Raw genomic sequence first — 13,478 nt, 5'->3', positions numbered from 1 at the left:
CGAATGGGTGAGGGGCTAAAGGCCTTACCCTTCAAACCTGATTTTTCAATGGGGCGATGATATGGGCAAAGGAGCCATGTACGGATCCAACCCGTTGCCCCATTGGAGCAAGAGCCCTGTCGGCTGCCGTCCGTGCTTCAAAGAGCGGGTCTGCTTCACCCATCAGGGTAATGGTCGCATAATGAAACTCATGGGCAGCCAGTTGGGAAGCCCAAGGCAGAGCGGATTGATGCGACAGCTGGCGATAACCAAGCGATAGTTTTGTCTCGGCGAAACTGGTGGTGATGGGCAACAGATCCAGCATGGGGGTTTCAACCCCATCAGCCGATATAATGGACCGCCCCAGCGTCATATAGCCCCCGCATTCTCCAAAGATCAGAACATTGCGCTCAGCCGCAGAGCGTATAGCCTGCCTGAAGGTTGCGGCACAAGCCAGCCTGTCCAGATGAAGCTCCGGATATCCGCCTGGAAGATAGATGGCATCCGCATCTTGATGGGGGGCTTCATCGGCAAGGGGGGAGAAGAAGGATAGGTCGGCGCCCTGATTAGACCAGTCTTGCAAAAGATGCGGATAGATAAAGCTGAAAGCCTCATCCCGCGCGATGGCTATATGCTGTCCTAGAGGGGGGAGAGACTGAAGGGGAGCGGCAATGCCCGTCGGCGCAGGTTCTTTTGCCGTATGCTTGTTGGCAATCTCCAGGATAAGATCAAGATCAACGTCCTCTGACATATGGTCAGCAATCCGGTCGATCATCTCGTCAAGACCGTCATGTTCACCCGCTTGCACAAGGCCCAGATGACGGGAGGGCAATTGCAACTGATCCGAGCCGCGCACGGCACCAACGATTGGCAGATCAAGAGGCTCAAATGCTTCGCGCAATAGATGTTCATGAGCTTTGGAGCCGACGCGATTGAGCAGGATACCGCCAATCGTTAGCGCAGGGTCAAACTCACACAGACCTTTGGCAATCGCGGCCGCTGTCTGTGCCTGACCCTTGACGTCCAGAACGAGAATGACCGGTAGTCCGAGAGCATGCGCCAACGCTGCTGTGGAGCCTTGCCCTTTGGCCGCGCCATCAAACAATCCCATTACGCCTTCTACAAAGAGTAGATCGCCAAGACTGCTCTGCCGCAGGGCTCGCGCTTGCAGATCCTCGCGGGTCATGGCCCAAGGGTCCAGATTGATGGATGACTGCCCGGATGCCACAGCATGAAAAGCCGGATCGATATAGTCCGGCCCGCACTTGGCGGGAGTGACGTGGAGGCCTCTACGGCTCAGGAGACGTTGTAAGCCAAGCGATAGCGTGGTCTTGCCTGCGTTCGAGCTACTTGCTGCGAGAATAAGCCCCGTGGGCAGAAGTGGCATGGTGCTCATGTAGGGGACCAATCAGGACTTGATGCCAAGGGGATCGGAGACAAGTATCTTGCCACCATTGGCAAAGCCGAGCCAATCCAACCCGTCACGCAGTTTGACCACATTGCCGATCACAACGATGGCCGGTGGCTCCATGTTGGAATTGTGGGCGTCATCTGCGATATGGGTAAGGGTCGAGGTCAACACCTCCTGCCGTGGGGTGGAGGCATTGCAGATAACCGCAGCCCCTTCTTCAGGGTCGCGTCCCGCATCCATCAGTTTTTTCGTAATGCCATGCAGATGCTTCATGGCCATATACATGACAATCACCTGAGAGCCCTTGGCTATGCCATCCCAATCAAGGGCCGTGGGCATTTCTCCGGTGTGGTCGTGACCGGTAAGGAAGGTCACTGACTGATTGACATCTCTATGGGTGGCCGGAATCCCTGCATAACAGAGCCCGCCGATCCCCGCCGTAATCCCCGGAACCACACGGAAAGGAACCCCAGCCTCTACAAGCTGCAAGGCTTCTTCGCCGCCGCGCCCGAAAATGAAGGGATCGCCACCTTTGAAACGTAAAACGCGCTTGCCTTCCTTGGCCAGTTCAATAAGACGCAGATTGATATCTTTCTGCTTGGAAGAGGGACGCCCACCACGCTTGCCTGCGAACTCGACGATAATGTCTGGTCGGGCAAAGGAGAGAAGGGCCTTGTCTACCAGTGCGTCATAGACAATCGCATCAGCCTGACGCAATGCATTGACCGCATGAAGGGTCAAAAGGCCGCGATCTCCGGGGCCTCCACCAACGAGCCAAACCCAGCCAGGCTCGAATTCGGGCAATCCATCAAACAGTATTTGGCTATAGGAGTCTTGGGCGGGGGAATTCAACATGTATTTCTAGGCTCTGGCTCTTTTAGATATGGCGTCCCGATTGGCTCCACTATATACCTAAGTACATGACAGATGACACGGAAAAAGCACCGAAAGAGGAAATTTTAAGGCGCGGTTGGACAACTGGTGCCTGCGCAACGGCGGCAACCAAAGCAGCCCTTTCTGCGCTGGTTTCCTCGCGCTTTCCCGATCCTGTATCGATTACGCTTCCCAAGGGGCAAACCCCTTCATTCGCGCTCGATTGTGAGCGGTTGGAAGCGGAATTTGCCGAAGCTGGAATTATCAAGGATGCAGGGGATGATCCGGATGTGACACACGGTGCGCTCATTCTTGCATCTGTGCGGTTTGGTCCTGCCGGTTCCGGTGTTCGCTTCTTTGCAGGCTCGGGCGTAGGGATGGTAACGCGCCCGGGCCTGCCGATCCCAGTGGGGGAACCGGCCATCAATCCAGTGCCGCGCCAATTGATGCGTGAAGTAGTCCAAGAGCTTGCAAAAGAGCATGGCTTTGCACCGGATGTGGACATCACCATTTCGGTGCGCAATGGCGAAAAGCTGGCTAAGCATACATGGAACCCAAGGCTCGGAATTGTCGGTGGCATTTCCATTCTGGGAACCACCGGTGTCGTCGTTCCCTTTTCCTGCTCCGCATGGATCCATTCCATCCACCGTGGCATTGATGTTGCTCGGGCTGAAGGGCAGGGGCATGTGGCGGGTTGTACGGGTTCCACATCAGAAAAAACCGTGCGCACCCTTTATGAACTTCCCGAATTCGCCATGCTTGATATGGGGGATTTCGTCGGTGGCATGCTCAAATATCTAAGGCGCAATCCCGTAGCGCGCGTTACGATAGGGGGCGGTTTTGCCAAGCTCACCAAGCTGGCACAGGGGCATATGGATTTGCACTCAGGGCGCAGTCAGGTAGACTTCGACTGGATGGCGGCTGAGGTGGCGTCCCTTGGTGCTTTTCCTGAGCTTGTCGAGGAGGTTCGGCAGGCCAATACGGCGCTGGCTGTGTTGCAGCTTTGCGAGGCTGCCGGTGTCGCCATTGTGCCGCACGTGGCAAATTTGGCGCAACGCGCCGCATTCAAAATTCTGGGGCCGAGTGAAATCGCTCTCGATATTGTCGTAATTGCGAGGGATGGTACACTTTTGACGCAGTCCGAGATTCTCACCTACGACCAGCTGGAGCACGCTCCATGACCAAACAGCGCCATATTCTTCTTCTCGGTGGTACAGCCGAAGCAAGGGAACTGCTTGAAACCGTGATCAAGTCGACAGAGCATGATGTCACCTATTCCCTTGCTGGGGTGCTCGGCAGCAAGGCCGAGGAAGTTCTACGCAGTCGGATGGGATTTGACAGCGACCATTTCCAGTTTCGCATGGGGGGCTTTGGTGGTCCAAAAGGCTTGCATAGCTACATGCAGGATCATGGTATCGATCTCTTGATTGATGCGACCCACCCCTATGCCACGGCCATTTCACGCAATGCGGTGGAAGCCTCAAAGAGTGCTGGTGTGCCTCTTGCCCGTTTCGTGCGTCATGAATGGGCCGAAACCGGCGAGGATGAATGGACTGTCGTGAAAACGCTCACCGAGGCTGCAGCCGCGTTGCCCTCCGGTGTAACGGCTTTTCTCTCGGTCGGCCGCCAATCCATCGCTCCCTTTGCAAGCCGTAAAGATTGCAATTTCGTGATCCGCAGTATCGCCGAAGCCGAAGAGCAGATGTTCCATTCCGCCACCTTCATTCAAGGAATGCCGGGGCGGTCCATGGAAGAGGAAATGTCGCTCTTTCTCGACTATGATATCGACTATCTGGTGACGAAGAACTCGGGCGCTGGCAAGGCATCGCACAAGATTCTTGCCGCACGGGAGTTGCATATTCCCGTCATCATGATCAAGCGCCCCCATTTGCCCGAAAGCCCAGAATTCAGCGAGCTAGATCCAATTCTCAAATGGATCAACAGCGCGCCCGATGCGCCACAAGATGGAGCAACACAATCACAATCACAATCAGATCCAGAATAACATCTGGCAGCCAAGACAAGAAAAGACAAACAGGAAAGCCCCATGCCAGCCATCATGTTTCAGGGAACCGGGTCCAACGTCGGCAAGTCCATGTTGGTCGCCGGTTTTTGTCGCTATCTTAAACGGCAGGGCTATAAGGTCGCACCTTTCAAACCTCAGAATATGTCCAACAATGCGGCCGTCACTCCCGAAGGGGGAGAAATTGGACGGGCGCAGGCGCTTCAGGCCTTGGCTTGTGGGCTGGAGCCAAGTGTGCATATGAATCCGGTGTTGCTCAAACCCCAGAGCAATGTGGGCAGTCAGGTCGTCGTGCAGGGCAAGGTGGTCGGCCAGATGCAGGCACGAAACTATAGCCAGAGCAAGCACTCGCTTCTGGAATCTGTGATGCAGTCCTATCAGATCATCAGCGATAGAGCCGATTTCGTCGTTGTCGAGGGCGCTGGCAGCGCTTCCGAGGTAAATCTGCGCAAAGGCGACATTGCCAATATGGGCTTTGCCGAGGCCGCTCGGTTACCTGTCATCTTGATTGGCGACATTGATCGTGGCGGCGTCATTGCATCGCTGGTGGGCACACAGCACCTGCTGACACCATCGGATAAAGAACTGGTAAAGGGCTACGTTATCAATAAGTTCCGTGGCGACGCTTCACTCTTTACCTCAGGGTTGGAAATCATAACCAACCATACCGGCTGGCCCGGCTTTGGCATTCTGCCCTGGTTCGATGACGCTGTACGTCTGCCCGCCGAGGATAGCGAAGATCTCGGGCGCGACGTCGCTTCCGCGCATAGTGGAACGGCGCTGAAAATTGCCGTTCCGGTTCTGCCTCGCATTGCCAATTTTGATGATCTGGATGCCTTGAAATCCGAAGCCGGTGTTTCACTCACAATGGTTCGTCGTGGCGAGACGATTCCGCTTGATAGTGATCTGGTGATCTTGCCCGGGTCGAAATCCACGATTGGCGATCTGGAGACCATGAAAAGCGAAGGCTGGGATGTCGACATCAAGGCCATTGTGCGCCGGGGCGGGTCTGTGCTCGGACTATGCGGCGGCTATCAGATGTTGGGTAAACGCATCATGGACCCTGAAGGCGTGGAGACCGAAAAGGGGGCCGTCTGTGAAGGGCTGGGGCTGCTCGATATTGATACGGTCATGGCTGGAGAGAAACGCACCGTACAAGTCACCGGTTCGTATTTGGAGAGTGGCTCGCCCATGCATGGGTACGAGATCCATGTCGGTCGCAGCGAAGGACCAGACCGCGCCCGCCCGATTTTTACGATAGAGGGCAAGGAAGAGGGCGCAACCTCACCAGATGGCCGGGTCATGGGCAGCTATATTCACGGGTTATTCAATGATGATCAGTTCCGCGCGGCTTTCCTCAAATCCTTCGGCCATGCGGCTTCAGGCAAGAGTTATCAGCTTGGTGTCGAGAAGACGCTGGATGCGCTTGCAGATCATTTTGCCGAGCATATGGATGTCGAAGGGCTGATCAAGGTCGCTGCCGCAGGCCTCTAGATGCTCAAGAATCGAACAGGAAAAAGGCCCGACGCATCCGCCGGGCCTTTTATTGTTTCGGCACTAAAAGAAAGGCTTAGCTTGCCATCCAGCATTTGACCGGAGCGAGGCCGTTCATCAGCTGGAAGACGCCGTTCTTTTCCCAGCCGCCGATTTTGTCAGAAACGCCTTCGATGAAGTCATTGAACATCGGGCAGATCAGGCCGCCTTCATCGCGTACCAGATAAGCCATTTCGCTATAGAGCTTCTTGCGTTTGCTCTGGTCCAGTTCGCCCTTGGCCTGAATGAGCAGCTCATCGAAGTGATCATTGTAGAAATGGGTGTCGTTCCAGTCGGCAGAAGATACATAAGCAGTTGAATACATCTGATCCTGCACCGTGCGTCCTTCCCAATAGGACGCGCAGAAGGGCTGCTTGTTCCAGACGTTGGACCAGTAGCCATCAGACGGCTCGCGCTTGATCTCCAGCGGGATACCCGCCGCTTTGGCGCTTTCCATATAGAGCTGGGCTGCATCCACCGCGCCGGGGAAGGCGCTGTCGGATACGCGCAAAACGATAGGGCTGCCATCGTGACCGGATGCCTTGTAAAGGCTGGCCGCTTTCTCCGGATCATATTCGCGCTGCGGGATGCTTTCATCAAAGAAGGGATAAGCCGAGTTGATAGGGAAGTCATTGCCGACGGTACCATAGCCGCGCAGGATCTTGTCGACCATGTCCTTGCGGTCAATGGCATATTTGAGGGCGTTGCGCAGTTCCTTCGTGTGGAATGGTTCACGGTCACACATCATGACGAAGACGTAATGCCCACGACCTGCAACACGCTCAATAGAGAGGCCCGGGGCACGGCTCAAAAGACCGGCAACCTTGGGCGAAATTTTATTGACGATATGCAGCTGGCCGGACTGAAGCGCCGCATTTCTGGCAGTGTCATCATTAATGACCATCATTTCAATGGCATCGAAATGACCCCGACTGGAATCCCAATAGTCAGGGTTCCGCTCAAAGGCAAAGCGAACACCCGGCTCGGCTTCGACCAGTTTATATGCATTGGTGCCGATAGCTGCTGCCGGATCGTCACGACCACCATTGGGCTGGATCATCAAATGGAAGTCCGACATTAGATAGGGCAGGTCGGCGTTGGCGTTGGTCAGTTCGACGACAACACTGTCTCCATCTACCTTCACGCCGGAAATGTTGCGCATGACACCGAGCGCACCGGATTTGGAATCCTTGTCGGAGTGACGCAGAAGCGTCTGCTTGACGTCTTCAGGGGTCACGGTCTTGCCGTTATGGAAGGTCACATCCTTGCGGATCCTGAAGGACCATGTTTTGGCATCATCTGAAGAATCGTAGGATTCGGCCAGACGCATATCCAGAGTACCATCCGGATTGACGTCGAGCAGCGTTTCTGCCCATGTCCGCTGAACCATGAAGGTCATCTGGTTGAGTGATAGCGCCGGATCGAGCGAGTCTGTGCTCTGGCCGCCGCCAATGCCGAATTTCGCAGTGCCGCCTTTAATCGGACCAGCTGCCTGCGCGACAGACCCTAGCAGTGAATTGGCAGCAACCGCCCCCAGACCGAGCGCTGCTGTGCGCCCCATGAATTCGCGGCGGGACATGCCGCCAGAAATGGTTTGATTGGCAAGAAATTCAAAATGCTTTCTCATTGCTTTTCCGTCTTACTATTGATGTCATCCGCAATTAGAGGCGGCTCGCGGGGCCCCGATGAGGCGGAATGGATTGGATCGATCGAGCCGAAACATAGATTGTCTTTGCCTCTACTTGCCAACGCGATGGGATGGCTTCAAAAGGCAATGTTTATATGTTCCTGCACCGCCAAGGCATAAAGCTGCGGTGCTGGGTGTCTCTTCCGGTGGGCTACAGATGCCTGCCGGTCCTAATTTTTATTACGCGGATTAGACGCCCCGCGCTGCGCTTCAGCATGCTAGTTTTATAAACTGGATCACGAGCGCGAGAGTGCGCCCAAGCCTGCAGTGCACTTGCAAGCGACCCGACCTAACAGATTGGAAACATTTAAAACTCCGAAGAAACAGAGCTTGTGGTCGGATCTTCCAGTCACCCGCACAGTTGGTTTTCTTGCTAAAAACCATAGGGCAGGTTTTGGGTGTTTCGGGTGGCAGAATAGAGTAGCCAGACAGCGAATAATTGTCCTATATTGCCGAATATACGTCCAAAATGGCCAATAGCATCATGAATGTCAGCTTTCTTCTCTTTGATGGATTTTCCAATTTTGTCTTGTCTTGCTTGCTCGAACCCTTGCGGGTTGTTGAAGAGCAATATGGCGAAGGAATCCAATGGCAGATACTCAGTATCGACGATGGTTCGGTGTGGACATCCTCAGGGCTTGAGATTAAACCAACAGCTTCAATTGCAGATCTTGAAAGCACGGATATTCTGGTCATTCTGGCCAGCAACAGCTTCAGGCAACATGTGACTGCCGACAATTTGCGCATTCTGGGGCAGCTTGTGCGCCAGAGCGAAACGGTGATTGCGGCGGATGCCGGTGCGTGGGTTCTGGCAGGGACCGGGCTGTTGGATGACCAGACCGTGGCCACCCATTGGCAGATCCAGGCCGACTTTGCTGAAGAATACCCGCAGGTGCATTTGACAAGCCAAGGTTATCTCAGGGAAGGGCGCTACTGGAGCTGCGGAGCTGCGTCCAGCGGTCTGGATCTGATGCTGGACCTTATCGCAGAGCGCTTTGGGGCCGATAAGGCCGTAATGGCCTCTTCCATGTTCATGCAGGACAGCAGCAGTTTCATCAAGGAACAGCTCAATAGCCCGTCGATTTCCGGCAAGGGGAGCAACAAGATTTACGATGTGATCAATATCATGGCTGAAACGCTGGAACGGCCATTGTCCCTGCGCGAGCTTTCCGAGCGTGCCTATGTCTCTCCCCGTAGCCTCAATCGCTTGTTCCAGAGCGAAATGGATATGTCACCGGGGCGTTATTATCAGAATATGCGGCTGGCTCGAGCACGGGAACTGGCGGAAGGGACAGAACTGGGCCTGCATGAGATCGCCTTGCGGTGCGGCTATGCCGACAGCGCCTCTTTGAGCAAGGCTTTCAAGCGGATTTACGGTCAATCCATTCGCCAGCAGGTTTCCTGAACGCGTGAGAAAGCGCGCCTCAGCCAACGAGGCTTTTGAGTGCTTTGAGGATATCATCAAATGCCAATGACGCCCTATTGCTCTTATGTCGAGCCCGCAGCCAGCCATGCACCAGGCCACTATGGGTCTTTATCTGTATATCAGCCCCGGCAGATTGCGCCTCTTTATGATAAAGGAGGGCGTCATCATGCAGCGGATCGCATTCAGCAGGGAAGAGGAAGGTCGGCGGAAGCTTGGCCAGAGTACCAAAATGCGGAATCGCGCGGGCGGTCTCTTGCTTTACTCCGCGTACATCAGCGAAACCGATGAGGTCGCTAAGAGAAAGCAACGGCGCATTGGCATGAGCGTCAAAACTTCCACCATTCATGGGGTATCCCAGATAGGGATAAATAAGCACTTGCCCAAGCAGTCTTGGGGAGTGCCAAACGCCAGCAACACTGGCGCAAAGGGTTGCGCCAGCACTATCGCCGCAAAGCACAATGGAATGCTGCTGTGTCAAATCCTTTGCCACAGCCTGCATGTCTTCAAAATCTGCCGGATGTGGATGCTCTGGTGCCAATCGATAGTCGATGGAAACAACCTGAACGCCGCTAGCAACAGCCATTTCGGCGCAGACGTCATCGTGGCTTTCCAAGCCTCCCAAAACGAATCCTCCTCCATGGGCATAGAGGATCATGGTCTCGCTCGGCTGCCCGTAATAGCGGACAGGAACGCCAGCGATGGTATCATCGCAAACCGGCAGGCCCTTTGGTCGAGCTGCGCGAAATTGATCCGCCATGCGGTCGTAAACCGCTCTTTGGGTGGGCCAATCATCCGGTGCCAGATCATCGGGATAAAAGGAAAGCGTCTCCTTGATGAAAGCGAGGACGTCTTCATCAAGGAGAGTTGAATAGTCCACGCTTGCAATATCCTTTTAGCTTTTAGCTGTCTTCACCAAGATGGCCCGACAGGAATTTCAACACTTTGCGCGCTGAAAGCTCGCCCACGATTTCACCTGCTTTGGTCACGCCAAGCGGCTTGTCATTCTCGGCCAGAATATCGAGCATATCAGCAAGAAGCGTTTCTGCGGCGACCGTTTCTTCGTAACTGTCAGACTTTGGTTTGTTCATGGCGTCAATGGCGCGCAGAACACCAAGTGGGTTCATATGGGCAACGAAGTCAGAGACATAATCATCCGCCGGTTTGGAAAAGATACGCTGCGGTGTGCCGATCTGGCTGACATGACCACCCTCCATGATCGCGATGCGGTTGCCCAGTTTGAAGGCTTCATCAAGATCATGACTGACAAACAGAATGGTGCGCCTTAGCTTTTCCTGCAAATCAAGCAACTCGTCCTGCAGCTTGGTACGGATGAGCGGATCGAGAGCAGAGAAGGGCTCGTCCATCAACAGGATTGGGGCATCCGTCGCAAAGGCGCGGGCAAGGCCGACTCTCTGCTGCATGCCGCCGGAAAGTTCTCCGACCTTGTTATCGGCCCAATCCGCGAGCCCCACCATGGCCAGCTGCTCCAATACCACGTCGCGGCGCTTCTTCTTGGGCATACCGGAAAGCTCCAGCCCGAGGCCAACATTCTCGGCCACGCTCCGCCAAGGCAACAGACCGAATTGCTGAAACACCATCGCTACGCGCTGGCTGCGGATGTAGCGCAATTCCTTGTTGTTGGCTTCGGTGATGTCGATCATGCGATCACCGGTATTGACCTGTACCGCTCCGCGTACCACAGGGTTCAGCCCGTTGACGGCGCGCAAAAGGGTGGATTTGCCCGACCCAGACAGGCCCATCAGGACGAAGATTTCGCCTTCCTTGACCTCGAAAGAGCAATTGTGCACTCCCATCACCTGATCGGTTTCTTCCTGAATTGTGGCACGATCCAATCCCTGATCCATCAGGGGCAGGGCTGTTTCCGGTTTGTCACCAAAAACAATTGACACATTTTCAAATTTGATGGCTGCGGTCACTGTTCACTCTTCCTGTTCAGAATACGATCAAGAATAATGGCAACGACAACGATGACGAAACCACTTTCAAATCCGAGGCTGGTGTTGACCTGATTGAGAGCCCGTACGACGGGAACGCCAAGACCATCGGCACCAACCAGCGCGGCGATGACGACCATGGAAAGTGCCAGCATGATTGTCTGGTTGAGACCCGCCATGATCTGCGGCATGGCATAGGGCAGTTCAGCCTTGAAAAGCACATCGCGATCTGTACCGCCAAACGCGCGGACAGCCTCGATAAGCCGCTCGGGAGTGGATGAAATGCCCAGATGCGTGAGCCGGATAGGAGCGGGGAGGACAAAGACCACAGTCGCAATGAGGCCGGGCACCATGCCAATTCCGAAAAAGACAATCGCAGGAATAAGATAAACAAAAGTCGGCAGGGTTTGCATCAGGTCCAGAATGGGACGCATCAGGGCGTAGCTTTTGGGCCTGTGTGCTGCCGCTATACCAATCGGGACCCCGATGATCATGCATACGGCGCAAGAAGAGAGAACCAGCGTCAGGCTCTCTGTGGTTTCGCGCCAATAGCCCTGATTGAGAATGAAAAGGAAACCTAGTCCGACAAAAAGACAGATTTTCCAGTTGCTTTGCAGGAACCATGTGATGAGAACAAAGAGCGCGATGACAATGAGAGGGTGGGGGGTGTGCAGCATCCAGAGGATGCCGTCAATTGCGCTTTCCAAAATGATACTGAGGGTATCCAGAGCACCCTCCAGATGGGTGCGAATCCATTCGAATATTGCACTCGCCCAATCCCCGACGGGGATCTTGTGGGAATAGAGCCAATCCACAGTAAATGTTCCTTATTTTCTTCTTGTTTGGGCATGGGGCTGCCACACCAAAGGAAAGACCTCGCCAGTGGCGAGGTCCATGATAAGAGTCGGTCAAAGACCAAGGGCCGTTTTTGCCGCAGGCAAAGCGTCCTCACCTTCCGTGGTTTTGACACCATCAAGCCAGCCATCAAGCACGGCCGGGTTGGCCTTGAGCCATTCAGCTGCCGCATCTTCGGCCTTTTTGCCGTCGTTGAGAATGGAGCCCATGATCTCATTTTCCATCTTGAGGGAGAATTCGAGATTATTCAGCAGCTTGCCAACATTCGGGCATTCCTTGACATAACCTGCACGGACGTTGGTATAGACCGTTGCGCCGCCATAATTCGGGCCGAAATAGTCGTCGCCACCGCTAAGGTAAGTCAGGTCAAAGTTGGCGTTCATGGGATGAGGTTCCCAGCCTAGAAACACGATCGGCTTGTCGCGCTTGGAAAGACGCTCCACCTGGCTGAGCATGCCTTGTTCTGAGCTTTCCCTCACGGAGAAATCGCCAAGACCGAAGGCATCCTTTTCAATCATGTCCATAATCAGACGGTTGCCGTCATTGCCTGGCTCGATGCCATAGATAACGCTTTTCAGCGCATCGGCATGCTCTGCAATGGCAGCAAAGTTATTGATACCAAGTTTTGCGCCTGCAGCGTTGGTGGCCAGCGTATATTTGGCGCCTTCCAGATTGGCGCGCACGGTCTCAACGCTTCCCTTTTCCCGATAGGGTTTGATGTCGGCTTCCATTGTCGGCATCCAGTTGCCCAGAAACACATCCACTTTGCCTTCTTCCAAAGAGATGTAGGTAACCGGCACGGATAGCACACGGGTTTCTGTTTTATAGCCAATAGTTTTCAGCACTGTTGAAGTGGCTGCGGTCGTCGCGGTGATATCTGTCCAGCCGACGTCCGAGAATGTCACTGTCGAACAATCAGCAAAGGCAGCAGTGGTGGACAGGGCAAGGATGGAGGCGGCGGTTGCCAGTTTCATAACGTCTCTCGCTTTCAAATCGCTAGGTGTAGGAATAAAAAGTTATTGATTGACTAGTCAATAAATAACAGGGTAAATGATTTTTGCAACCCTCAATCAGGATTTCTCATTTTGGTTAGAAAAGCAGAACATGAAAGACGCGCAGAGCTGATCGCCGCGACAATCCGCGAAATCGCTGCCGTCGGGTCACTGAATGTAACAACCAGTCAGATAGCCAAGAGTGCTGGTGTCTCGTCAGGCTTGGCCTTTCACTATTTCAAGGACAAGGACAGCCTGTTTCTTGCGGCCATGCGCGATATTCTCATGCGGTATGGCATGGAAGTGCGTGAAGAATTACGCAAGGCCGGAACACCTGAAGAAAGGTTGAAGGCAATTGCCTATGCCAGCTTTGAGCATAAGAATTTCCGCCGTGAAACCATTGCCGCATGGCTCAATTTTTACACATTGGCCCTCAAATCAGCCGAGGCGCGCAGGTTGCTTTATGTCTACCAGCGCCGTCTGCACAGCAACCTTGTCTATGATTTACGCTCCCTTGTTGGAGAGCGCGCCCCTGATGTTGCTCGCCGAATCGCTGGCCTCATAGACGGTCTCTACCTTCGCTATGCCCTCGATGGCACGGACAATATGGGACATGAGGCCGGTGAGCATGTGCTCAGGGCCCTGGCTGCTGAATGTACCGAAATCCACGAAAATGAAGATTTATCCATCGAAGAGGCTGACCCAAGCCCGATGGATCCAATTGCCAAACCGCAGGAGTAATTT

At 54.3% G+C, this 13,478-nt stretch carries 12 protein-coding genes; 5 read left to right on the top strand and 7 right to left on the bottom strand.

Annotated features, from left to right (window positions below):
• Positions 1–31 precede the first annotated feature (31 nt).
• Both ACKPCT_RS07845 and cobA read right to left on the bottom strand, forming a co-directional pair.
• The gene (locus tag ACKPCT_RS07845; RefSeq protein WP_319568880.1) at positions 32–1,366 is read right to left on the bottom strand and encodes a cobyrinate a,c-diamide synthase; all 1,335 of its coding nucleotides are present in this window, start codon (positions 1,364–1,366) and stop codon (positions 32–34) included.
• Between the two features lie 21 nt (positions 1,367–1,387).
• Positions 1,388–2,245 carry a uroporphyrinogen-III C-methyltransferase gene (cobA, locus tag ACKPCT_RS07840; protein WP_319568879.1) on the bottom strand — a complete coding sequence of 286 codons (858 nt, stop codon included), beginning with the start codon at positions 2,243–2,245 and terminating at the stop codon, positions 1,388–1,390.
• A gap of 65 nt (positions 2,246–2,310) precedes the next feature.
• Here cobA and ACKPCT_RS07835 point away from each other — a divergent pair, with 65 nt between their 5' ends.
• From ACKPCT_RS07835 to ACKPCT_RS07825, 3 genes are read left to right on the top strand one after another with little or no spacing between them, the layout of a single operon-like run.
• The gene (locus tag ACKPCT_RS07835; RefSeq protein ID WP_319568878.1) at positions 2,311–3,444 is read left to right on the top strand and encodes a cobalt-precorrin-5B (C(1))-methyltransferase; all 1,134 of its coding nucleotides are present in this window, start codon (positions 2,311–2,313) and stop codon (positions 3,442–3,444) included.
• The gene (locus ACKPCT_RS07830) at positions 3,441–4,268 is read left to right on the top strand and encodes a precorrin-6A/cobalt-precorrin-6A reductase (RefSeq protein WP_319568877.1); all 828 of its coding nucleotides are present in this window, start codon (positions 3,441–3,443) and stop codon (positions 4,266–4,268) included. The genes ACKPCT_RS07835 and ACKPCT_RS07830 overlap by 4 nt, the downstream gene beginning before the upstream one ends.
• Before the next feature lie 42 nt (positions 4,269–4,310).
• Complete coding sequence (locus tag ACKPCT_RS07825; RefSeq protein ID WP_319568876.1) at positions 4,311–5,780, top strand: cobyric acid synthase; 1,470 nt, start codon at positions 4,311–4,313, stop codon at positions 5,778–5,780.
• Positions 5,781–5,856: 76 nt separating this feature from the next.
• Here the strand turns inward: ACKPCT_RS07825 and ACKPCT_RS07820 are convergent, their stop codons facing one another.
• Complete coding sequence (locus ACKPCT_RS07820) at positions 5,857–7,446, bottom strand: ABC transporter substrate-binding protein (RefSeq protein ID WP_319568875.1); 1,590 nt, start codon at positions 7,444–7,446, stop codon at positions 5,857–5,859.
• Positions 7,447–7,945: 499 nt separating this feature from the next.
• On the opposite strand from ACKPCT_RS07820, the gene ACKPCT_RS07815 reads away from it, so the two are divergent.
• Positions 7,946–8,911 (top strand): GlxA family transcriptional regulator, encoded by a 966-nt coding sequence (locus ACKPCT_RS07815; protein ID WP_319568874.1) that lies wholly within the window; start codon positions 7,946–7,948, stop codon positions 8,909–8,911.
• A gap of 19 nt (positions 8,912–8,930) precedes the next feature.
• Here the strand turns inward: ACKPCT_RS07815 and ACKPCT_RS07810 are convergent, their stop codons facing one another.
• From ACKPCT_RS07810 to choX, 4 genes are all read right to left on the bottom strand, one after another.
• Positions 8,931–9,809, bottom strand: coding sequence for an alpha/beta hydrolase (locus tag ACKPCT_RS07810; protein ID WP_319568873.1), 879 nt, complete (start codon positions 9,807–9,809; stop codon positions 8,931–8,933).
• A 22-nt stretch (positions 9,810–9,831) separates the two neighbouring features.
• Positions 9,832–10,869 carry a choline ABC transporter ATP-binding protein gene (gene choV, locus ACKPCT_RS07805; RefSeq protein WP_090068663.1) on the bottom strand — a complete coding sequence of 346 codons (1,038 nt, stop codon included), beginning with the start codon at positions 10,867–10,869 and terminating at the stop codon, positions 9,832–9,834.
• Positions 10,866–11,702, bottom strand: coding sequence for a choline ABC transporter permease subunit (gene choW, locus ACKPCT_RS07800; protein WP_090068666.1), 837 nt, complete (start codon positions 11,700–11,702; stop codon positions 10,866–10,868). The genes choV and choW overlap by 4 nt, the downstream gene beginning before the upstream one ends.
• A 93-nt stretch (positions 11,703–11,795) precedes the next feature.
• Positions 11,796–12,716, bottom strand: a complete 921-nt coding sequence (gene choX / locus ACKPCT_RS07795; protein WP_319568872.1) for a choline ABC transporter substrate-binding protein — start codon at positions 12,714–12,716, stop codon at positions 11,796–11,798.
• A 111-nt stretch (positions 12,717–12,827) separates the two neighbouring features.
• Between choX and betI the strand changes: the two genes are divergently transcribed.
• Positions 12,828–13,475, top strand: coding sequence for a transcriptional regulator BetI (betI, locus tag ACKPCT_RS07790; RefSeq protein WP_090068670.1), 648 nt, complete (start codon positions 12,828–12,830; stop codon positions 13,473–13,475).
• Positions 13,476–13,478: the final 3 nt, after the last annotated feature.

The sequence above is a fragment of the Cohaesibacter marisflavi genome, from assembly GCF_963665895.2.
GTDB lineage: Bacteria > Pseudomonadota > Alphaproteobacteria > Rhizobiales > Cohaesibacteraceae > Cohaesibacter > Cohaesibacter marisflavi.
This window is presented reverse-complemented; position numbering and strand designations above follow the sequence as displayed.